The 19,134-nt window shown below is 70.6% G+C and carries 17 protein-coding genes and 1 pseudogene; 15 read left to right on the top strand and 3 right to left on the bottom strand.

Annotated features, from left to right (window positions below; translation table 11 throughout):
* Positions 1-21: 21 nt before the first annotated feature.
* Positions 22-1,491: an SDR family NAD(P)-dependent oxidoreductase gene (locus tag ABLG96_RS15130; RefSeq protein ID WP_353651533.1), complete on the bottom strand. Its 1,470-nt coding sequence runs from the start codon at positions 1,489-1,491 to the stop codon at positions 22-24.
* A gap of 299 nt (positions 1,492-1,790) precedes the next feature.
* On the opposite strand from ABLG96_RS15130, the gene ABLG96_RS15125 reads away from it, so the two are divergent.
* Both ABLG96_RS15125 and ABLG96_RS15120 read left to right on the top strand, forming a co-directional pair.
* On the top strand, positions 1,791-2,783 hold the full coding sequence (locus tag ABLG96_RS15125) for a methionyl-tRNA formyltransferase (protein WP_353651532.1): 993 nt from the start codon (positions 1,791-1,793) through the stop codon (positions 2,781-2,783).
* A complete protein-coding gene (locus tag ABLG96_RS15120) occupies positions 2,780-4,186 on the top strand; it encodes a transcription antitermination factor NusB (RefSeq protein ID WP_353648175.1) in 1,407 nt (468 codons plus the stop codon). Before ABLG96_RS15125 ends, ABLG96_RS15120 begins: the two co-directional genes overlap by 4 nt.
* Before the next feature lie 33 nt (positions 4,187-4,219).
* Here ABLG96_RS15120 and ABLG96_RS15115 read toward each other — a convergent pair.
* Positions 4,220-5,687 (bottom strand): annotated as a pseudogene (locus tag ABLG96_RS15115) (SulP family inorganic anion transporter).
* 378 nt (positions 5,688-6,065) lie between these two features.
* Between ABLG96_RS15115 and rpe the strand changes: the two are divergent.
* The 9 genes from rpe (at position 6,066) to ABLG96_RS15070 (ending at position 12,631) form a co-directional block, all read left to right on the top strand.
* The gene (gene rpe / locus ABLG96_RS15110; RefSeq protein ID WP_353651531.1) at positions 6,066-6,728 is read left to right on the top strand and encodes a ribulose-phosphate 3-epimerase; all 663 of its coding nucleotides are present in this window, start codon (positions 6,066-6,068) and stop codon (positions 6,726-6,728) included.
* A 157-nt stretch (positions 6,729-6,885) separates the two neighbouring features.
* The gene (locus ABLG96_RS15105) at positions 6,886-7,581 is read left to right on the top strand and encodes a riboflavin synthase (RefSeq protein ID WP_353648174.1); all 696 of its coding nucleotides are present in this window, start codon (positions 6,886-6,888) and stop codon (positions 7,579-7,581) included.
* Positions 7,578-8,909 (top strand): bifunctional 3,4-dihydroxy-2-butanone-4-phosphate synthase/GTP cyclohydrolase II, encoded by a 1,332-nt coding sequence (locus tag ABLG96_RS15100; RefSeq protein ID WP_353648173.1) that lies wholly within the window; start codon positions 7,578-7,580, stop codon positions 8,907-8,909. Before ABLG96_RS15105 ends, ABLG96_RS15100 begins: the two co-directional genes overlap by 4 nt.
* On the top strand, positions 8,906-9,409 hold the full coding sequence (gene ribH, locus ABLG96_RS15095; protein ID WP_353648172.1) for a 6,7-dimethyl-8-ribityllumazine synthase: 504 nt from the start codon (positions 8,906-8,908) through the stop codon (positions 9,407-9,409). The genes ABLG96_RS15100 and ribH overlap by 4 nt, the downstream gene beginning before the upstream one ends.
* Positions 9,406-10,050 carry a PH domain-containing protein gene (locus tag ABLG96_RS15090; RefSeq protein ID WP_353648171.1) on the top strand — a complete coding sequence of 215 codons (645 nt, stop codon included), beginning with the start codon at positions 9,406-9,408 and terminating at the stop codon, positions 10,048-10,050. Before ribH ends, ABLG96_RS15090 begins: the two co-directional genes overlap by 4 nt.
* A gap of 404 nt (positions 10,051-10,454) precedes the next feature.
* Positions 10,455-11,018 (top strand): translation initiation factor IF-3, encoded by a 564-nt coding sequence (gene infC, locus ABLG96_RS15085; RefSeq protein ID WP_353651530.1) that lies wholly within the window; start codon positions 10,455-10,457, stop codon positions 11,016-11,018.
* A gap of 74 nt (positions 11,019-11,092) precedes the next feature.
* The gene (gene rpmI / locus ABLG96_RS15080; protein WP_353648170.1) at positions 11,093-11,287 is read left to right on the top strand and encodes a 50S ribosomal protein L35; all 195 of its coding nucleotides are present in this window, start codon (positions 11,093-11,095) and stop codon (positions 11,285-11,287) included.
* An 82-nt stretch (positions 11,288-11,369) separates the two neighbouring features.
* Entirely contained in the window at positions 11,370-11,741 is a 372-nt protein-coding gene (gene rplT / locus ABLG96_RS15075; RefSeq protein WP_353648169.1) for a 50S ribosomal protein L20, read from the top strand.
* 83 nt (positions 11,742-11,824) lie between these two features.
* Positions 11,825-12,631: an RNA methyltransferase gene (locus ABLG96_RS15070; protein WP_353651529.1), complete on the top strand. Its 807-nt coding sequence runs from the start codon at positions 11,825-11,827 to the stop codon at positions 12,629-12,631.
* Positions 12,632-12,652: 21 nt separating this feature from the next.
* Here ABLG96_RS15070 and ABLG96_RS15065 read toward each other — a convergent pair whose 3' ends face one another.
* Positions 12,653-13,249: a type II toxin-antitoxin system PemK/MazF family toxin gene (locus tag ABLG96_RS15065; protein ID WP_353648168.1), complete on the bottom strand. Its 597-nt coding sequence runs from the start codon at positions 13,247-13,249 to the stop codon at positions 12,653-12,655.
* A 208-nt stretch (positions 13,250-13,457) separates the two neighbouring features.
* On the opposite strand from ABLG96_RS15065, the gene pheS reads away from it, so the two are divergent.
* Genes pheS through ABLG96_RS15045 form a run of 4 tightly spaced genes read left to right on the top strand, consistent with a single transcriptional unit; the run spans position 13,458 to position 18,900 of the window.
* Positions 13,458-14,594 carry a phenylalanine--tRNA ligase subunit alpha gene (pheS, locus tag ABLG96_RS15060; RefSeq protein WP_353651528.1) on the top strand — a complete coding sequence of 379 codons (1,137 nt, stop codon included), beginning with the start codon at positions 13,458-13,460 and terminating at the stop codon, positions 14,592-14,594.
* A complete protein-coding gene (gene pheT, locus ABLG96_RS15055; RefSeq protein ID WP_353648167.1) occupies positions 14,594-17,092 on the top strand; it encodes a phenylalanine--tRNA ligase subunit beta in 2,499 nt (832 codons plus the stop codon). Before pheS ends, pheT begins: the two co-directional genes overlap by 1 nt.
* Positions 17,093-17,132: 40 nt before the next feature.
* Positions 17,133-17,729, top strand: coding sequence for a DUF5998 family protein (locus ABLG96_RS15050; protein ID WP_353648166.1), 597 nt, complete (start codon positions 17,133-17,135; stop codon positions 17,727-17,729).
* Between the two features lie 7 nt (positions 17,730-17,736).
* Positions 17,737-18,900, top strand: coding sequence for a nucleotide pyrophosphatase/phosphodiesterase family protein (locus ABLG96_RS15045; RefSeq protein WP_353648165.1), 1,164 nt, complete (start codon positions 17,737-17,739; stop codon positions 18,898-18,900).
* Positions 18,901-19,134: the final 234 nt, after the last annotated feature.

The following is a 19,134-nucleotide window of genomic DNA, read 5'->3' as shown; positions in this document are numbered from 1 at the left end:
CGCCCGGGTCAGCCCACGACGTCACCAGGGGCTGGGGCGGTAGTCCTTGAGGAAGCAACCGTACAGATCCGTCCCGGCCTCGCCCATCACGATCGGGTCGTAGACGCGGGCCGCGCCGTCGACCAGGTCGAGCGGGGCGTGGAAGCCCTCGTCTGCCAGCCGCACCTTCGTGTGGTGCGGGCGCTCGTCGGTGATCCAGCCGGTGTCGACGGCCGTCATCAGGATGCCGTCGGTCTCCAGCATCTCGCCGGCGCTGGTCCGCGTCATCATGTTGAGTGCTGCCTTGGCCATGTTGGTGTGCGGATGCCCCGGCCCCTTGTAGGCGCGGGAGAACTGCCCCTCCATCGCCGAGACGTTGACGACGTAGGTCCGCCGGGCCGGCGACCGGCGCAGCGCTCCGCGCAACCGCGAGAGCAGCAGGAACGGTGCGGTGACGTTGCACAGCTGCACCTCCAGCATCTCCAGCGGATCGACCTGCTCCACCACCTGCGTCCAGGAGTTGATGTGCGTCTGGTCGGGGACGAGACCGCCGGCGTCGATCGCGGTCCCGGCGGCCAGCCGCTCGGGTGACGCCCCGCCGGTGGTCATGGCCAGGGCGGTGACGTCGATCCCGCCCAGCACCGGGTGGCGCTGCACCGATCCGGCCAGCGCGATCGGGTGGGCGTCGTGGGCACGTGCGAAACTCCGGATCGACGGACCGGTCCCAGTGGCGATCGCCGCCTCCAGCGCAGCCGGCAGCGGCTCGTCCTCAGCGGCGACCAGTGGTTGGTAGGCGCCCGGGCTGCGTTTCACCGTCTGGGCTGCGTTGTTGATGATGATGTCGAGGTGCGGCGCCTCGTCCAGCGACTGCGCCAGCGCGATCACCTGTGCCGGATCCCGCAGGTCGATCCCGACGATGTCCAAGCGGTGCAACCACTCTGCGCTGTCCGGCATGGCCGCGAACCGGCGGGCTGCGTCCTGGGGGAAGCGAGTGGTGATGGTGGTGTGCGCACCATCGCGCAGCAGTCGCAGGGCGATGTACATGCCGATCTTCGCCCGACCACCGGTGAGCAGCGCTCGACGTCCGGTGAGATCGGTGCGGGCGTCCCGCTTGGCGTGGTTGAACGCCGCGCAGTCCGGACAGAGCTGGTGGTAGAAGTGGTCGACCTGGGTGTAGGGCTGTTTGCAGATGTAGCACGGCCGCGCCCGGGTCAGATGCCCGGCGATCTCACCGGACGCCGACGACGTGAGTCCGTTGCCCCTGGTCTCGTCGTCGATCCGGTCGGGGGCAGCGGTGGCGGTCAGCGCCATCACCGCGCGGTCGGCTGCGCTGATCGCATCTCGACGGCTCGTGCGACGGACCTTCTTGAGCAGCTTGAACATCCGGCCGGTGGCATGCCGCAGGGCGACGTAGTCCGGTTCCGCCTCGTCGAGCAGGTGAGCCGATTCCAGCACCCGGATGGCGGCGGCGATCTCGTCCGGGGTGGGCGCGACCGAGGGAGCTCCGGTCACCGAGGCGGTCACCGCGTCGTCGTCGCGGTCGTCATCGCGCTCGTCGTCGGTGCCCGGTCGGTGCGAGGAAGTCACCGATCAAGGATAGGGAACCCGCACGCACATCCCGACCTCGTCGGCGAGGAGGGCGCCCGCCCCGCACGTTCTCGACGGGTCGTCGCCGGATCCGGCCTTCCGGAGCGCAGATCGGGCACCGAGCCGTCGATCGGGTGCAGGATCCAGCTCCGGTGGGACGCTGCCGGTGACCGCCTAGACTCGACGCGTCCGCCAGCGCCCGTTCCCCGACCGTGAGGTTCCCCCTGCGTATCGTCTTCGCCGGCACACCGGCCGCCGCCGTCCCGTCGCTGCAGGCGCTGATCGATGCTCCAGGACACGAGATCGTCGCGGTGATCACCCGTCCGGACGCTCGGGTGGGCCGGGGTCGCACCCTCCGACCGTCGCCGGTCGCGCAGCTTGCCGAGAGCGCGGGACTGCCCGTCATCCGCGCCGCGAACGCCCGCACCCCGGAGTTCCTGGACGCGCTCGCTGCTCTCGCTCCCGAGGCCGGTGCGGTGGTCGCCTACGGGGCGATCCTCCCGCAGCCGGTGCTCGACGTCCCGACCCACGGCTGGATCAACCTGCACTTCTCCCTGCTGCCGGCCTGGCGCGGGGCGTCGCCGGTGGCCGCCGCGATCCGGCACGGGGACCACCTCACCGGGGCGAGCACGTTCCGGCTCGAGGCCGGGCTCGACACCGGCCCGGTGTTCGGCACGGTCACCGAGGCGATCGGGTTGCGGGACACCGCGGGCGAGGTGCTCGAGCGGCTCTCGCGCAGCGGCGCGCAGCTGCTCACCGCGACGTTGGACGGGATCGCCTCCGGCGCGGTGCAGGCCGTGCCGCAGCCAGCGGATGGCATCTCGCACTTCGGCAAGGTCAGCGTCCAGGACGCGCGCGTCGACTGGACCCGTACTGCCGTCGAGATCGATCGGTTGGTGCGCTCGGTGACCCCGGAACCCGGCGCCTGGACCGAAAGTCGTTGGGGCAACCTCGGTCTCGGTCCGGTCGAGCCGATGGACGCCCTGCTCCCGCCCGGTGCTCTGATGGCCGGCAAGCGGGATGTGGTGGTGGGTACCGCCACCGGTGCCGTCCGCCTCACCACCGTCACCGCCCCCGGCAAGAAGTCGGTACCCGCCGCCGACTGGGCTCGCGGTGCGCGGCCGGCCGCCGCCGAACGATTGGGCATCCAGCCGGCGGAGACCATCGCCGGAGCTGCGGACGACCCCACCCCGAGCAGCACCGAGGAGAGAAGATGACCCGGCCCCCCCAGCGCGGACAGCGTGGACCGTCCGGCCCGCGTCGTCGGCCCGACACCCGCCGCCCCCCGGAGGTCGATCTGGCCCGACGGGTCGCCCTGGACCTGCTGACGGCGGTCCGCGAGCAGGACGCCTATGCCAACCTGGTGCTGCCGGACCTGATCACCCGGGCCGGGCTGGACCAGCGGGACGCGGGCCTCGCGACCGAGCTGGCGTACGGCACCTGCCGCGCCGCCGGCCAGCTCGACGCGATCATCGACGTCTGCGGCGACCGGCCGATCGCTGAGCTCGACGGGGAGATCCTGGACGCACTGCGGTTGGGCGCATACCAGTTGCTGCGCACCAGGATCCCGTCGCACGCTGCGGTGTCGGCAACGGTCGACCTGGTCCGCGCCGGCCGGCGCCCCGGCGCCGCCGGCTACGTCAATGCAGTGTTGCGCAGGGTGTCCGAGGCCGACCTGGCGACCTGGATCGAACGCCTCGCCCCCGACGAGCAGTCGGACCGGATCGGCCACCTCTCGGTCGCCACCTCCCATCCCGAGTGGATCGTCCAGGCCTTCGCCGACTCGCTGGCCCCCCGGGACGACGAACTCGGCGATGCGCTCCGCGCCGATGACGCACCGCCCGCTGTGCACCTCGTCGCCCGTCCCGGCCGGATCGACCGCGACGAACTGGTGGCGCGGACCGACGGCACCGCCACCAGCTGGTCGCCCTACGGCGTGCTGCTCCCTGCCGGTGCGCCGGCCGCGGTGGCAGCCGTCGCCGACGGCCGCGCCGCCGTCCAGGACGAGGGCTCGCAGCTCGTCGCGGTGGCGATGGCGACCGCAGCACTCGACGGAGCGGACGCGCGCTGGCTCGACCTGGCCGCCGGCCCGGGCGGCAAGGCGGGTCTGATCGGTGCACTGGCGGCCCAGCGCGGCGCTCATCTCGATGCGGTCGAGATCAGCCCTCACCGGGCGAACCTGGTGCGGCGCACCACCTCCGGCCTGCCGGTGACGGTGCACGTCGCAGACGGCCGGGACCCCGGCTTCGAGCCGGGCAGCTTCGACCGGGTGCTCCTGGACGCTCCGTGCACCGGGCTGGGTGCGCTGCGCCGCCGGCCCGAGGCGCGCTGGCGGCGCAAGCCCTCCGATGTCGCGGAACTCGTGCGGCTGCAACGGGAGTTGCTCGCCTCCGCGGCGAACCTGGTGCGGACAGGGGGTGTGGTCGGCTACGTCACCTGCTCGCCGCACCTCGCCGAGACCGAAGGAGTCGTCCGGCGACGGCCGAAGGAGCTCGAGCAGCTCGACGCGCGTCCGTATCTGCCCGGTGTCCCCGACCTGGGGGACGGCCCGACCATCCAGCTGTGGCCACACCGGCAGGGCACCGACGCGATGTTCCTGGCGCTGTTCCGCAAGGTCTGAGCCCAGCCCGGACCGGACTGCCGGGCAACCGGCTCAGTGGCCGGCGCCGAGATGTCCCGAGAGCTTCGCGCGACGTCCGGCGCTCGTCGGGTCGAGACCGATCACCTCGACCGTCTTGCCCTGGCGGGTGAACTGGTGCTCGATCGCGTCCAGCGCAGCGACGGTGGAGGCGTCCCACAGCTGCGCCGCGGTCAGGTCGATCACGATCCGGTCCGCCGGATCACGCTGGTCGAAGTCGCCGGCGAGCTCGTTCGACGAGGCGAAGAACAATTGGCCGGACACCCGGTAGGTGCTCGTCGAACCGTCGTCCGAGACACTCCTGGTCACGCTCACCAGGTGCGCCACCCGCCGCGCGAAGAGCATCAGCGCCACCAGCACGCCGGCGATCACGCCGAAGGCGAGGTTGTGCGTCGCCACCGTGACGGCGACCGTCACCGCCATCACCGCCAGCTCGCTGCGCGGCATCCGCTTCAGGGTGGGCAGCGAGATGGAGTGCCAGTCGAAGGTGGAGATCGCCACGAACACCATCACCGCCACCAACGCCGCCATCGGGATCCGGCCGACCACATCCCCCAGCACCACCACCAGGATCAGCAGGAACACCCCAGCCAGGAACGTCGAAAGCCTCGTCCTGGCACCGGATCTGACGTTGATCATGGTCTGCCCGATCATCGCGCAGCCACCCATTCCACCGAAGAATCCGGTGATGATGTTGGCTGCGCCCTGCCCCCACGATTCGCGGGTCTTGTTCGAGCCGGTGTCGGTGATGTCGTCCACCAACTTGGCCGTCATCAGTGATTCCAGCAGACCGACCAGCGCCATCCCGAGCGCGAACGGGCCGATGATCCGCAGGGTTTCCCAGGTGATCGGGACGTCCGGCAGGAACAGTCCGGGCAGGCTGTCCGGGAGCGCGCCCTGGTCGGCGACGGTCGGTACCGAGATGCCCGCGGTCACCGTCACCGCGGTCAGCACCACGATCGCCACCAGCGGAGACGGCACCAGCTTCGTCAGCCTCGGCAGCAGATAGATGATGGCCAGCCCGGCAGCGGCCAACAGGTAGACGGCGAACGGCACGTGCGTCAGCTGCGGAAGCTGGGCCAGGAAGATCAGGATGGCCAGCGCATTGACGAAGCCGACCATCACCATCCGCGGCACGAACCGCATCAGCCGGGCGATGCCCAACAGGCCGAGGGCCACCTGGATGACGCCGGCCAACAGCACGGTCGCCACCAGGTATTGGATGCCGTGGTCGCGCATCACCGGTGCGATCACCAGGGCCACGGCGCCGGTTGCGGCCGAGATCATCGCGGGTCGGCCGCCCAGCAGGGAGATCGAGACCGCCATCGTGAACGAGGCGAACAATCCGATCCGCGGGTCGACGCCGGCGATGATCGAGAACGATCGCTTCCGGGATCAGTGCGAGGGCGACCACCAGACCGGCCAGCACTTCGGTCCGCAGGACCGTAGGGGCGAACCAGGCCGGCCGTCGCACGGATCGGATCTTGTCGGACTGGACGTTCCTGCTGTTGCCGGTGGACGGCACGGGCGTGCTCCTCGGGGTGGAGTGGGCGCGCCGGCAGGTAAGGACAACCGCGGGCAGCGCAGGTGGATGTCGGGAACTGCTCGATGACGGACTGCCGAGATCCGGTCTCGGTAATTCTGCGCTGTGGGACCGCGTTCCGGGGGCTCCGCGGAAGATCGGGGAGCGCACGCACGGATCCGGCCGGGGCATTGCTGCCGGGGCCCAGCATACCGGCCGTACCGGTGCGCAGATCACCGGCCACGGCGACGTCCGGACGTGTCCGGACCGCCGGCGGCAGGGTGCCGGCGGGCGCCCCGCGGCCGCTGTCGCAGCCGTTAGGGTCGGTCCGTGGCCCCTCTGATCGCTCCCAGCATCCTGTCCGCCGACTTCGCGCACCTTGCCGACGAGGCCCACCGGGTGGGTGGCGCCGGTGGTGCCGACTGGCTCCACGTCGACGTGATGGACAACCACTTCGTGCCCAACCTGACGCTTGGTCTGCCGGTGGTGCAATCCCTGCTGAAGGTCACCGACATCCCGGTCGACTGCCACCTGATGATCGACGACCCCGATCGCTGGGCCGTCGGCTTCGCGGAGGCAGGCGCCTACAACGTCACCGTGCACGCCGAGGCGGTGCGCGACCCGATCTCCACCGCACTGGACATCAGGGCGGCCGGCGCGAGAGCCGGCCTGTCGATCAAGCCGGACACCGACCTCGACGACTGGGTCGAGGCTCTTCGGAGCTACGACACCCTGCTGATCATGACCGTCGAGCCCGGCTTCGGCGGGCAGTCGTTCCTCGCCGAGATGATGGACAAGGTGCGCTCGGCCCGGAGGATGGTCGACACCGGTCACCTCACCGTGGTGATCGAGGTCGACGGCGGCATCAACGCCGACACCATCGAACAGGCCGCCGCGGCCGGCGCCGACTGCTTCGTCGCGGGGTCCGCCGTGTACGGCGCCGACGACCCCGCCGCCGCGGTGCGCGCGCTGCGGGAACAGGCCGTCCGCGCCCGGGGTTGAGCATCAGCAGCACCCCAGCAGTACCCGAGCAGGACCCCCATCGGCGCTGACGTGCTGCTCGTCACCCACGGCGGACGCGACGGACCCGGATGCAGTGGGACGATGGATCAGAACACGGCCGATCCACCACCGGCCCGGATGCAGAGATGAGTTGAGCATGTTCACCGGCATCGTCGAGGAGAAGGGCCACGTCGTGGCCCTGGACATGGCAACCGACGGCGGTGACGCGCGACTGCGGATCGACGGACCCCTGGTCACCGGTGACGTGGCGCACGGCCATTCCATCTCCGTCAACGGCGTGTGCCTGACCGTGGTCGGCTCGGACGGAAGTGAGTTCGAGGTCGACGTGATGGGGGAGACGCTGCTGCGCACCGCCATCGGCGCGCTCGCCCCCGGGGATGTGGTCAACCTCGAGCGTTCGGTGACCCCGACGTCCCGGCTGGGCGGCCACGTCGTGCAGGGACACGTCGACGGGATCGGCGTCCTGCGTGACCGCCGGCACCACGAGAACTGGGACACGCTGATCTTCCGGGTGCCCGCCGAGTTGGGCCGCTACATCGCCGGCAAGGGGGCGATCGCCATCCACGGCATCTCGCTCACCGTCATCGAGGTCGCCGACACCACCGATGAAGACGGGAACGCGGCCACCGAGTTCTCCATCGGTGTCATCCCGGAGACTCTCCGCGCCACCACCCTCGGCGCCACCCAAGTGGGTGATCGGGTGAACATCGAGGTGGACGTGATGGCCAAGTACGTCGAGCGACTGCTCGGTGCCGGCCTCGGCGGCGCCACTTCGGCCACCGCAGACACCGCAGGTGCCGCTGATTCCGACAGCGTGGGGAGCCGGTCGTGAGCCGCGTCTTCGACCCGATCGAAAAGGCGATCGCGGAGATTTCCGCCGGCCGCGCCGTTGTCGTGGTCGACGACGAGGACCGGGAGAACGAGGGCGACCTGATCTTCGCCGCCGAGCTCGCCACCCCCGAGTTGGTGGCGTTCATGGTCCGCTACACCTCCGGCTACATCTGCGTCCCGATCACCGAGGCAGAGGCTGATCGCCTGGCGCTGCCCCCGATGTCGGCGATCAACGAGGATCCGCGCGGCACCGCCTACGCGGTGACGGTGGATGCCAGGACGGGCATCAGCACCGGGATCTCGGCCTCCGATCGCGCCCGCACGATCCGGTTGCTGGCCGATCCGGTGTCGGTGGCCGACGATTTCGCCCGGCCCGGACACGTCGTCCCATTGCGGGCCCGCGACGGTGGGGTGCTGGTCCGTCCGGGACATACCGAGGCAGCGGTCGATCTGGCGGTGCTCGCGGGGCTCTCGCCGGCCGGGGTGCTCTGCGAGATCGTCAGCGAGCGCGATCCGATCGGGATGGCCAGGACGGACGAACTGCGGGAGTTCGCGGCACTGCACGCGTTGTCCATCATCTCCATCGCCGATCTGATCGCCTATCGGCGGGCCAACGAGAACCAGGTGCGCAGGGTGGCCGATGCCCGGCTGCCGCTGCCGCAGGGTGAGTTCCGGGCCATCGGCTTCACCTCGACCGTCACCGGACGGGAACTGATCGCGCTGGTGCACGGCGACCTCGGCGACGGCGAGAACGTCCTCACCCGAGTGCATTCCGAGTGCCTCACCGGCGACGTCCTGGGATCCCTGCGGTGCGACTGCGGGCCCCAGTTGCACGCGGCGCTCGATGCTGTGGTGGCCGAGGGGCGCGGCGTCGTGCTGTACATCCGGGGCCACGAGGGTCGGGGGATCGGTCTGCTCAACAAACTCCGCGCCTACGAGCTGCAGGACACCGGTGTCGACACCGTGGATGCGAACCTCGCGCTGGGGCTGCCGGCTGACGCCCGGTCCTACGGCACCGGCGCGCAGGTGCTCGCCGAGATCGGCGTGAAGTCGATGCGGCTGCTCACCAACAACCCGGCGAAGCGGGCCGGGCTCGAGGGCTACGGACTCCGGATCGTCGAACGGGTCCCGCTGATGCCGGGCCTGTCGGCGGAGAACCAGGCCTACCTGGCCACCAAGCGCGACCGGATGGGCCACGAGCTCTCGGGGATGACCGGACTGGACGCCTCGATCACGACGGCGACCGGACCTGCTGACCGGGAGGTCGCCGACTCCATGAACGGAACCGACTCCATGACCGGAACCGTTGTGCGGCAGGAAATCTCATGAGTGGCGAGGGACGACCCACACCGGTAACGCCGGACGCGCGCGGACTCACGGTCGGCATCGTCGCGACCGAGTGGAACAGCGCGATCGTCGACGTCCTGCTCGAGCGGGCGCTGGCCGTCGCTGCCGAGGCCGGGACCCGGACCCCGACGGTCGTGCGGGTCGCCGGCGCTGTCGAGCTGCCCTTGATCGCCCAGCAACTGGCCTCCGACCACGACGCCGTCGTGGCGCTCGGGGTCGTCGTCCGCGGCGGAACTCCACACTTCGAGTACGTCTGCGACGCCGTCACCGCGGGCCTCACCAGGGTCGGCCTCGATGCATCGACCCCGGTCGGCAACGGGGTGCTGACGTGCAACACCCAGCAGGAGGCGATCGATCGCAGCGGCGCGTCCGGATCAACGGAGGACAAGGGCGGCGAGGCAATGACGGCCGCGCTGCAGAGCGCCCTGGTGCTCCGCTCGTTGCGGATGCCGCGCGGCGGGATGGGATTCGGTCGCTCATGAGCATTCCGGAGCAGCACTCAGCACCCGGCGCCGACTCCTCGACCACCCTGGTGCGTCCCCGCCGGATCGTCATCTGGGCGGCGGCGTCGGCCACGGTGATCCTGGTCGTCTCCCTCGTCGTCGGCATTCTGCTGCGCAACTCGGCCGACGGGGTCAGCTTCCAGACTTCCGACCAGATCGGGGTGATCGGGGTCGGCGTCGTGTTCGCGGCGGCCATCCTGATCGCCGCAGCACGGCCGCGGCTGGAAATCTCCCAATGGGGCCTGCGGATCCGCAACATGGTCGGCCATCGGGATCTGGAGTGGCCGCTGGTACACGCGATCTCCTTCCCCGAGGGGGCGCAATGGCCGATGCTGCAGCTGGCCGACGACGAGACCTATCCGGTCGTCGCGATCCAGGCGATGGATCGCGAGCGGGCACTCGTCGCGCTCAAGGCGCTGCGGGCGGCCTTCGACCGCTGGGCTCCACCGCGCCCGGTCCCCACTCCGCAGGTGCTCGCAGCGCAGGCCGAGGCAGCCCGTCGACACGAAGCGGAGCGGCCGCTGGGTCGGCTCGAGGTGCAGGATCTGCAGCGGGCCCGCAAGCACGAGGCGGCGAAGGCCGCCGGTACCGCCCGCCCGACCCGCGCCGACCCCCGATGACACCCCCGCCCGCCGTCCGGGGCGTCCACGCCTGAGGTTCGGCCGGTCCGGACACGCCCGGGAACCGGTGTATGCTCGGCGTGCGACCTTGCTGCGTCGGTCGCGCTCGTTTCGGGCCTGTGGGAACAGGATCCGGTCGGCCGCTCGGCGCAGTCGTGAACAAGTGGAGTCCGAACTCCCACCCGCAGTCATCAACGGTTCCACAGCCGTTCGAAGGCCGGGTTCCCGGTCGGTGGCCCTGCGGGGCCACCTCGAGCGTGCCACGGCACGCTCGCATCCGGTCGTTCGGTTTCCGCGTGTCCACACCGCTGACTCACCGGACGGCCCCATCCACACCGTTCGAAGTCTGTGGTCGGTCGCCGACCGCACGGTCGTACCGACAAGACGTACTCACGGAGGTCTCAATCAGCGTCGAACCACGCATCAACGACAGGATCCGCGTTCCCGAGGTCCGGCTCGTCGGCGCAGAGGGTGAGCAGATCGGCATCGTTGCGATCGCGGAAGCCCTGCGCCTGGCACAGGCCGCCGACCTCGACCTGGTGGAGGTCGCTCCGGCGGCGCGTCCGCCGGTCTGCAAGCTGATGGACTACGGCAAGTTCAAGTACGAGAGCGCGCAGAAGGCTCGCGAGGCCCGTCGTAACCAGGTCCTGACGGTCATCAAGGAGATGAAGCTCCGGCCGAAGATCGATGCCCACGACTACGAGACCAAGAAGGGTCACGTCGTGCGCTTCCTGAAGGCCGGGGACAAGGTCAAGGTGACCATCATGTTCCGCGGCCGCGAGCAGTCGCGTCCCGAGCTGGGCTACCGGCTCCTGCAGCGGTTGGCCGAGGACGTCGTCGATCTCGGCATCGTCGAGAGCGCGCCGAAGCAGGACGGTCGCAACATGATCATGGTCCTGGCGCCGCACCGGACGGTGAAGTCGCGCCCGACGGCGTCGACCGAGCCGGCTCCGGCAGCGGCCGAATAGCAGCACCAGGCTGGTTCACCCGGACCAGCGCAGCACCACCTCACAGCAGCACCTCGACACAGCAAGGAACATCCATGCCCAAGCAGAAGACCCATTCAGGGATCAAGAAGCGGGTCCGTGTCACCGGATCCGGGAAGATCGTGCACGCCGGCTCGGCCAAGCGGCACCACCTGGAGCGGCAGCCGACCCGTCAGACGCGTCGGGCCGACGGCATGCACGTGCTGTCCAACGCTGATGTCCCGCGCGTCAAGCGCATGCTCGGCATCTGAGATCTCCTTCCCCCTTCCTCTTCAAGATCCACCCCGACCGGCGCCCTAGCCGGGGAGGGTTCAGTAGAAAGACAGGTGTCCCGTGGCACGCGTCAAAAGGGCCGTCAACGCCCACAAGAAGCGTCGCGTCATCCTCGAGCAGGCCTCCGGCTACCGGGGTCAGCGCTCGCGGCTGTACCGCAAGGCGAAGGAGCAGGTGCTCCACTCGCTCAACTACGCCTACAACGACCGTCGCAAGCGCAAGAACAACTTCCGCAAGCTCTGGATCGCCCGCATCAACGCGGCGGCCCGGGCCAACGGCATGACGTACAACCGCTTCGTCCAGGGCCTCAAGATCGCCGAGGTCCTCGTCGACCGCAAGGTGCTGGCCGACATGGCCGTGCACGACGCTGCAGCCTTCAGCGCGCTGGTCGAGATCGCACGCGCTGCGGTCCCCGCGCAGGACGCAGCCTGATCGCGGGGAAAGGGTCCTCCCAGCGCCCGGCCGGATCTGATCCGACCGGGCGCTCGGCTGAGCAGGGTGCAGCTGCCGGTCCGCTGACCGAGAAATCGGCCAGGATCGTCGCGGCCCACCGGCTGCTCCGCCGGGTGCGCCGCACCGAGACGGGGGAGTTCCTCGCCGAAGGCGCCCAGGCCGCGCGCGAAGCGGTCGGTGCCGAGCAGGATGCCCCCGGGACCGTGCTCGAGCTGTACATCACCGAGGACGCGGGGCATCGCCACGTGGACCTCGTCCGCGACGCCTTCGCCCGCGGCATCACCGTCACCCAGGTCACGGACAGGGCGGCTGCCGCGCTCTCGGACTCCCAGGCGCCGCAGGGCATCATCGCGCGCTGCCGGAGCATCGACGCTTCGCTCGAGGAGATGCTCGACGACGACCCCGGCCTGGTCGCCGTGCTGGTGGGAACCAACGACCCGGGCAATGCCGGCACCATCATCCGGCTGGCCGACGCGGTCGGTGCCGATGCGGTGATCCTGGTCGGCAATGCGGTCGATCCGATGAACCCGAAGGTCGTACGGGCAAGTGCCGGCAGCATCTTCCACCTGCCGATCGTCCGGGCACCCGAGGCGCTGTGGCTGATCGAGCTGCTGCGCGAGTCCGGCCTGACGACGCTGGCCACGACCGGCGCGGCGGAGATCGAACTCGACCCGGCCGATCGGGACGGGATGCTGAACACACCCACCGCGTGGATCTTCGGCTCCGAAGCGCACGGCCTGCCGCAGGAGATCATCGATGCTGCGGACATCCCGATCCGGATCCCGATCCACGGTCGGGCCGAATCGCTCAACCTGGCGACCGCCGCCGCGGTCTGTCTCTACGCCTCGGCGACCGCCCGGCGACGCTGAAGTCCGGGCGCTGAGCTCGGCTCAGCTGCTCCAGCGTGCCGACAGCCGAGCGGTGACCTGGTCGAACGCGGTACGCGACAGGGCAGTGCCCTCCCGTCGCATCCCGTCCGGATGCAGCAGCAGGACGCGGTCCAGCTTGGCCCAGGAGTCGCGGCCCTCGGCATCCCACCCGCCGGACCCGACCGGCAGGTAGTCGGCACCGTTGTGCGCCTTGCTGGTCAGCTGGACGCCGAGGAGACCGTCGCCGGAGGTCCTGGCCACCAGCAGCACCGGCCGGTCCTTGCCCCGACCGTCGTGCTCCTCGTACGGCACCCAGGTCCAGACGACCTCGCCCGGATCGGGATCTCCGTCGGGGTTCGGGGCGTAGTCGAACGCGGCCGCGCCGAACGTCCCCGGATCCGCATCATCGGTGGCAGTCGCACCCCGCCGGCCGGGTGACGGAACGTCGTGGGGAGCTCCGCCCGGGGGGCGCGGAGCCGGCCGGGTGGGTGACGCCGATCCGGCGCGGGGTCGCGGCGACGCAGGGCCCGTCCGCCGACCATCGCGCGCGGGGGAGCGGGTGAGCTGCCCCAGTGCGGCCGATGCGGCCTTCACCAGCAGCTGTGCGAATCGGCCCATGACGAGCAGCCTAAGCGGCCGGTGACCGAGCGACCCCGCCGGTGAACGAGCGAGTCGAGATCCCGTCCTGGACGACCGGTGCCGTCGCTCGTCCGCCGCTGCAGCTCCACCGGTTCGACCACCGCATGCTCCGGACAAACGCTGCAGTGTCGCCCACTAGACTCATCCGTGCACCGACCGTGGGGCGGTGCCCCCACGGAAGGACACCATGTCGACCCCGAGCAGCGCCGACAGTGACGGGGCAGCCGAGCCGGCCGCGTCACTCGACCCGACCGATGCAGCGCAGGTGGATGCCGCGCTGGCTGCCGCCGTCGAGGCGATCGCAGTCGCAGCCGACCTCGATCAGCTGAAGACCGCCCGCGCCGAACACCTCGGTGATCGCTCGCCGCTGGCGCTGGCCAACCGGGCCATCGGCGCGCTGCCGAAGCAGGACAAGGCCGTCGCCGGCAAGCTGGTCGGCGCGGCCAGGGGCCGGCTGGGAAAGCTCGCCGAGACGCGGCTGACGGAACTCGAAGCCGAGCGGGACGCACGGGTGCTGGCCGAGGAGACCGTCGACGTCTCACTGCCCGGCGACCGTCGCGCCCGCGGTGCGAGGCAGGCCATCGCCCGGATGATCGACCAGGTGTCGGACATCTTCGTCGGCATGGGATGGGAGATCGCCGAGGGCCCCGAGCTGGATGCGGAGTGGTTCAACTTCGACGCGCTCAACTTCCCGCCGGACCATCCGGCACGACTGCTGCAGGACACCTTCTACGTCGCGCCGTCCGACACCGTCCCGCCGGCGACCGGCGGCCTGGACTCCGAGACCAGGATGGTGCTGCGCACCCACACCTCGCCGGTGCAGATCCGCACCATGCTGGATCGCGAACCGCCGATCTACGTGCTCTGCCCCGGTCGGACGTTCCGCACCGACGAGCTGGACGCCACCCACACCCCGGTGTTCCACCAGTTCGAAGGCCTGGCCATCGATCGGCACCTGTCGATGGCGCACCTCAAGGGCACCCTCGACCACTTCGCCAAGGCCGTCTTCGGTCCCGCATCGACCACCCGGCTGCGCCCGCACTTCTTCCCGTTCACCGAGCCGTCCGCGGAGATGGACGTCTGGTTCCCGGACAAGAAGGGTGGCGCCGGCTGGGTGGAATGGGGTGGCTGCGGGATGGTCGATCCGAACGTCCTGCGCTCCTGCGGCCTGGATCCGGCCGAGTGGTCCGGCTTTGCCTTCGGGATGGGCGTGGAGCGCACCCTGCAGTTCGCCCACTCGATCTCCGACATGCGTGATCTCGTCGACGGCGACGTCCGGTTCACCACCGGGTTCGCCGAGCCGGTCGGGCAGGTGTGGGCCTGATGCGCGTTCCTGTGTCCTGGTTGCGCGAGTACGTGTCGCTGCCCGCCGAGGTGTCCGCGGACGAGATCGCGTCGAAGTTCATCTCCATCGGATTCGAGGTGGAGGACATCCACGTCGGGGAGGCGGTGGCGGGTGATCTGGTCGTCGGGCGGGTGGCGACGATCGAGGAGCTCACCGAGTTCAAGAAGCCGATCCGCTTCTGCACGGTGGACGTCGGTCCCGGCAACGGACCGGACGGCTCCGATGGTGTGCGGGAGATCATCTGCGGCGCAACGAATTTCGTCGTCGGTGACCTCGTGGTGGTCGCGCTACCGGGAACGGTGCTGCCGGGCGGCTTCACCATCGCGTCCCGGCAGACCTACGGCCGGCTGTCCGACGGGATGATCTGCGCCGAGGACGAGATCGGCGTCGGCAGCGACCATGCAGGCATCCTCGTACTCGGTCACGGTGAGGTCCCCGGCATCGACCCCGGTGCCGATGCGCGAGCACTGGTGGGCGTCGGCGACCCGGTCATCGAGGTGAATGTCGAGACCGACCGCGGATATGCGATGTCGATGCGTGGCCTGGCCCGTGAGCTGGGCACCGCCTTCGGGGTCGAGTTCGTCGACCCGGCGCAGGCACCGCTGCGCGCGGCGATCGGTGACACCCAGCCGGTGCGGATCGACGATCCCCGCGGGTGCTCGCGTTTCGTGGCGGTCCGGATCACCGGTACCGACCCGCTCGCCGCGTCCCCGCTCGTCATCCGGAAACGGTTGGCAGCAGCCAAGATCCGGTCGATCTCGCTCGTGGTGGACGTCACCAACTACGTCATGCTCGAGCTCGGCCAACCGCTGCACGCCTACGACGCGGCGAAGCTGCAGGGCGCCATCGGTGTCCGGCGGGCGACTGCCGGTGAGCGGGTGCGCACCCTCGACGGTGTCGATCGCCTGCTCAACGGCGGCGAGGTGGTGATCACCGACGACTCGGGGATCATCGGGCTGGCCGGCGTGATGGGCGGCGAGAGCACCGAGATCTCTGCCGGCACGTCCGACGTGGTGATCGAGGCGGCCACCTTCACCGCTGCCGACATCTCGCGCACCTCCCGGCGGCATCGACTGCCGAGCGAGGCCGCCAAGCGGTTCGAGCGGAGCGTCGATCCGGCAGTGGCCACGGCCGCAGCGGAGCGCGCTGCTGCCCTGATCACCCGCTACGGCGGCGGCACGGTGGACGCGGGCCGGACCGAGGTCGGCACGGTTGTCGCCCCCGAGCCGGTCCGGATGAGCTTGTCCGAGCCGGAACGTCTGGTGGGACGGCCCTTCTCGGGCGAGACCGTGCAGCGCCGGTTGGAGCAGGTCGGCTGCACCGTCGAACTCGACACTGCGCCGGGATCCGTGGTGGCCACCCCACCCACCTGGCGGCCGGACCTGCTGCGTCCCGCCGATCTCGTCGAAGAGGTGGCCAGGCTCGAGGGCTTCGACACCATCCCCTCGGTGCTCCCCGGTGCGCCGGCCGGATCGGGGTTCACCCCTCGACAACGGCGGGCCAGGGCAGTGGCCGATCTGCTGGCCGACCGCGGGTTGGTGGAGTCGCAGTCGTTCCCGTTCATCGGGACCGCAGACCTCGACGCGCTGAACATCCCCGCGGGCGATACCCGGCGGCGCCTGGTGACGCTCGCGAACCCGCTGGACGCGGGCCGGCCGTACCTGCGGACGTCACTGTTGCCGGGCCTGCTGGAGGTCGTTCGTCGCAACCTGGCCAGGGGCGCGAAGTCGTTGGCGCTGTTCGAGATCGGGCAGGTGTTCCTGCCGCGGCACGGCGCACCGTCGATGCCGGATCTGCCGGTCGACCGTCGCCCGACGGCGCCCGAACTGGCCGTCGCCGAGGCTGCGCTTCCCGACCAGCCTCGTCGGCTGGGTGCCGTCCTGGTCGGCGACTGGGACCGCGCCGGTTGGTGGGGTCCTGGTCGCGCTGCCGACTTCTCGGACGCGATCGAGATCGCCCGGGTGGTCGCAGCGGCCTGCGGCCATGCCGTGCGGGTGGTCGCCTCAGATCTGGCGCCGTTCCATCCCGGCCGGGCCGGCGAGTTGCGGGTCGGCGACTGGCCGATCGGTGTTGCCGGTGAACTGCACCCAGCCGTCGTGGAGCGCCTCGGTCTGCCGCGTCGCGCGGTGGCGCTGGAGCTGACCCTCGACGCGATCCCCGACGCACCGCCACCGACGGCGCCTGCGGTCTCGCCGTTCCCGCCCGCCCTGGTCGACGTGGCACTCGTGGTTCCGGCGGGGGTGGCGGCCGCCGACCTGGCGCAGGCGCTCAGGGCCGGCGGTGGTGAGTTGCTGGAGTCCGTGCGGCTGTTCGACGTGTACACCGGTGGCCAGGTGGCGGCCGGTCATCGCTCGCTGGCCTTCGCCCTCTCGGTGCGCGCGATCGATCACACTCTGACGGCTGCGGAGGCCAATGCCGTTCGGGATGCGGCGATCCGGGCTGCGGCTGACGCCTTCGGCGCCTCGGTGCGCGAGTGATGCGCCATCGGCATGCCGCGGGGGATGAGAGGGTGAAGCGATGACCATCCAGTCCACCGGAGCGTCACCGCTCCCGACCGATCTCGTCGCCCGCATCCAGGCCGGCGGGTACTACCCGGATCTGGTGATCGACACCCTGGATGTCGCGGTGGCCGGGGAGGCCGTTCGCGCGCACCTCGTCCACGGGGAGACCACCTTCGACTCCGACACCGTGCGGCGTCATCTGTCGGTGATCGTGCTGACCGGCACCCGATTGATCTTCGTGCACGCGGACGACCACGGCGGTGACGAGGAGCACGGTAGCGCGCCGCACGGGTTCTCCACGTCCGAATCCGTTGCCCTGTCAGCGGTGCGCAGTGTGGCGGTGACCCATGTCGTGCCGGATCCGGTCACTTACGTCAGTGGAAGCCTCGGTCGGGAGATCACCCTTGGCATCAACTGGGGTGGTGCATCCCGGCTGGATCTCGAGCCCGCCGGGTGCCCCGACCCGGCGTGTGAAGCCGATCACGGGTACACGGGATCGATGCTGGCCGACGACCTCGCGCTGCGGATCAGCGCCGACGCCGAGGGCACCGATGCGGTGGGGGACGCGATCCGCTTCGCGCGGATGCTGTCCGCGGTGACGGCCGGGCTGTGAGCCACCGGTGACCCGGTCCGCTGAGCTCCCGGAGTCTGCCGGCTCTCCGGTGTCCGCCGAACTTCCGCTGCTCGCCGACTACGCCGGTGGATGGTTGGGTGCGGTGCTGCCCGGCGCTGCAGCTGCGCTGGGCGAGGACGTCGGTCTTCCGGGGGTGGACCTGCCCCGAGCGAGGAAGGTCTGCGTGGTGCTCGTCGACGGGCTCGGCGAGCATCAGTTGGCAGCCTCGGCGCGGCACGCCGGGTTCCTGTCCGGTCTCGACCGACGAATCCTGCGGGCCGGTGCGCCGACCACCACGGCCACCTCGATGGGCTCCTTCGGAACGGGGCTGCCTCCCGGCACCCACGGGCTGGCCGGCTACTCGGTGCTCGACCCGGATCGCGGTGTGCTGCTCAACGAGCTGAAGTGGCATCCGGACACCGACCCGCTCGCCTGGCAACCGGAGCAGACGGTCTTCGAGCGGCTGTCGGCACTGGGCCGCCGGACGGTGTCGATCGGCAATCCCGAGTTCGCCGGATCCGGGCTGACCCTCGCGGCACATCGGGGTGCGGAGTTCGTCGGCGTCCGCCGGTTGCACAAGCGGGTCGACACGGCGGTCGCGGCATTGACCGTCGATGACGGGCCGGACCTGGTCTACCTGTACTGGGGCGAGGTCGACGCTGCCGGTCATCGGCGCGGGTGGCAGAGCTCGCAGTGGCGCCGCTGCGTCCGTCATGTGGATCGCGAACTGCGCCGGTTGGCTGCAGCCCTGCCCACCGGCACCCTGCTGCTGGTCACCTCGGACCACGGGATGGTGGACACCGCGGCCGCCGACCGGGTCGACCTCGCCGAACACCCCGAGCTGACCGAGGGGATCCAGCTGATCGGCGGTGAACCGCGAATGGTGCAGCTCTACACCGAACCCGGTGCTGCGCCGGAGGTCGCTGCCCGTCTGAGCACCGCACTCGGCGACCGGGCCTGGGTGCGCCTTCGCGAGGAGGCCGACGACTGGTTCGGCACCATCGAGGAGCGGACCCGCGGACGGTTCGGCAACGTCGTGGTCGCCGCCCGGCGACTGTTCACCCTGGTCGACTCGGCGTCCATGAGCGCCGCCGAGCTGGGGCTGGTCGGCTACCACGGCTCGCTCACCGCAGCCGAGCAGGAGATCCCGCTCGCGATCCACCTCGTCTGACGTTGATGGTGAGGCCCGCCGCGGCTGTGCCCCGGGTCCCGCCCGGCGGGATCCGCGGGTTCGCAGGCTCTCCCGGCGGATGCCCGCCCATGCCCGAGCCACTCCCTGACCCGGGGCACCGCCGCGTCCTCCCGGCCGTGGTCGACAAGGAGGAAGAAACTCGCGCACCCGAGTCGTGGTCCCTCCATCACCCCGGCGATCACTGCGCGACTTTCTCGGTGATCGAGCAGCGAG

The sequence above is a fragment of the Nakamurella sp. A5-74 genome (genome assembly GCF_040438885.1).
In the GTDB taxonomy this organism is placed as follows: Bacteria; Actinomycetota; Actinomycetes; order Mycobacteriales; family Nakamurellaceae; genus Nakamurella.
Note: the sequence above shows the minus strand (reverse complement) of the source record. Positions and strands in the feature narration are given on the sequence as shown.

What these genes read in the sequence shown, in the direction of transcription:
- pheS (WP_353651528.1), top strand. Translation starts at nt 13,458, where the DNA reads ATGTCGACCCCGAGCAGCGCCGACAGTGACGGGGCAGCCGAGCCGGCC.
- rpmI (WP_353648170.1), top strand. Translation starts at nt 11,093, where the DNA reads ATGCCCAAGCAGAAGACCCATTCAGGGATCAAGAAGCGGGTCCGTGTC.
- ABLG96_RS15050 (WP_353648166.1), top strand. Translation starts at nt 17,133, where the DNA reads ATGACCATCCAGTCCACCGGAGCGTCACCGCTCCCGACCGATCTCGTC.
- ABLG96_RS15105 (WP_353648174.1), top strand. Translation starts at nt 6,886, where the DNA reads ATGTTCACCGGCATCGTCGAGGAGAAGGGCCACGTCGTGGCCCTGGAC.
- ABLG96_RS15065 (WP_353648168.1), bottom strand. Translation starts at nt 13,249, where the DNA reads ATGGGCCGATTCGCACAGCTGCTGGTGAAGGCCGCATCGGCCGCACTG.
- ABLG96_RS15120 (WP_353648175.1), top strand. Translation starts at nt 2,780, where the DNA reads ATGACCCGGCCCCCCCAGCGCGGACAGCGTGGACCGTCCGGCCCGCGT.
- ribH (WP_353648172.1), top strand. Translation starts at nt 8,906, where the DNA reads ATGAGTGGCGAGGGACGACCCACACCGGTAACGCCGGACGCGCGCGGA.
- ABLG96_RS15090 (WP_353648171.1), top strand. Translation starts at nt 9,406, where the DNA reads ATGAGCATTCCGGAGCAGCACTCAGCACCCGGCGCCGACTCCTCGACC.
- pheT (WP_353648167.1), top strand. Translation starts at nt 14,594, where the DNA reads ATGCGCGTTCCTGTGTCCTGGTTGCGCGAGTACGTGTCGCTGCCCGCC.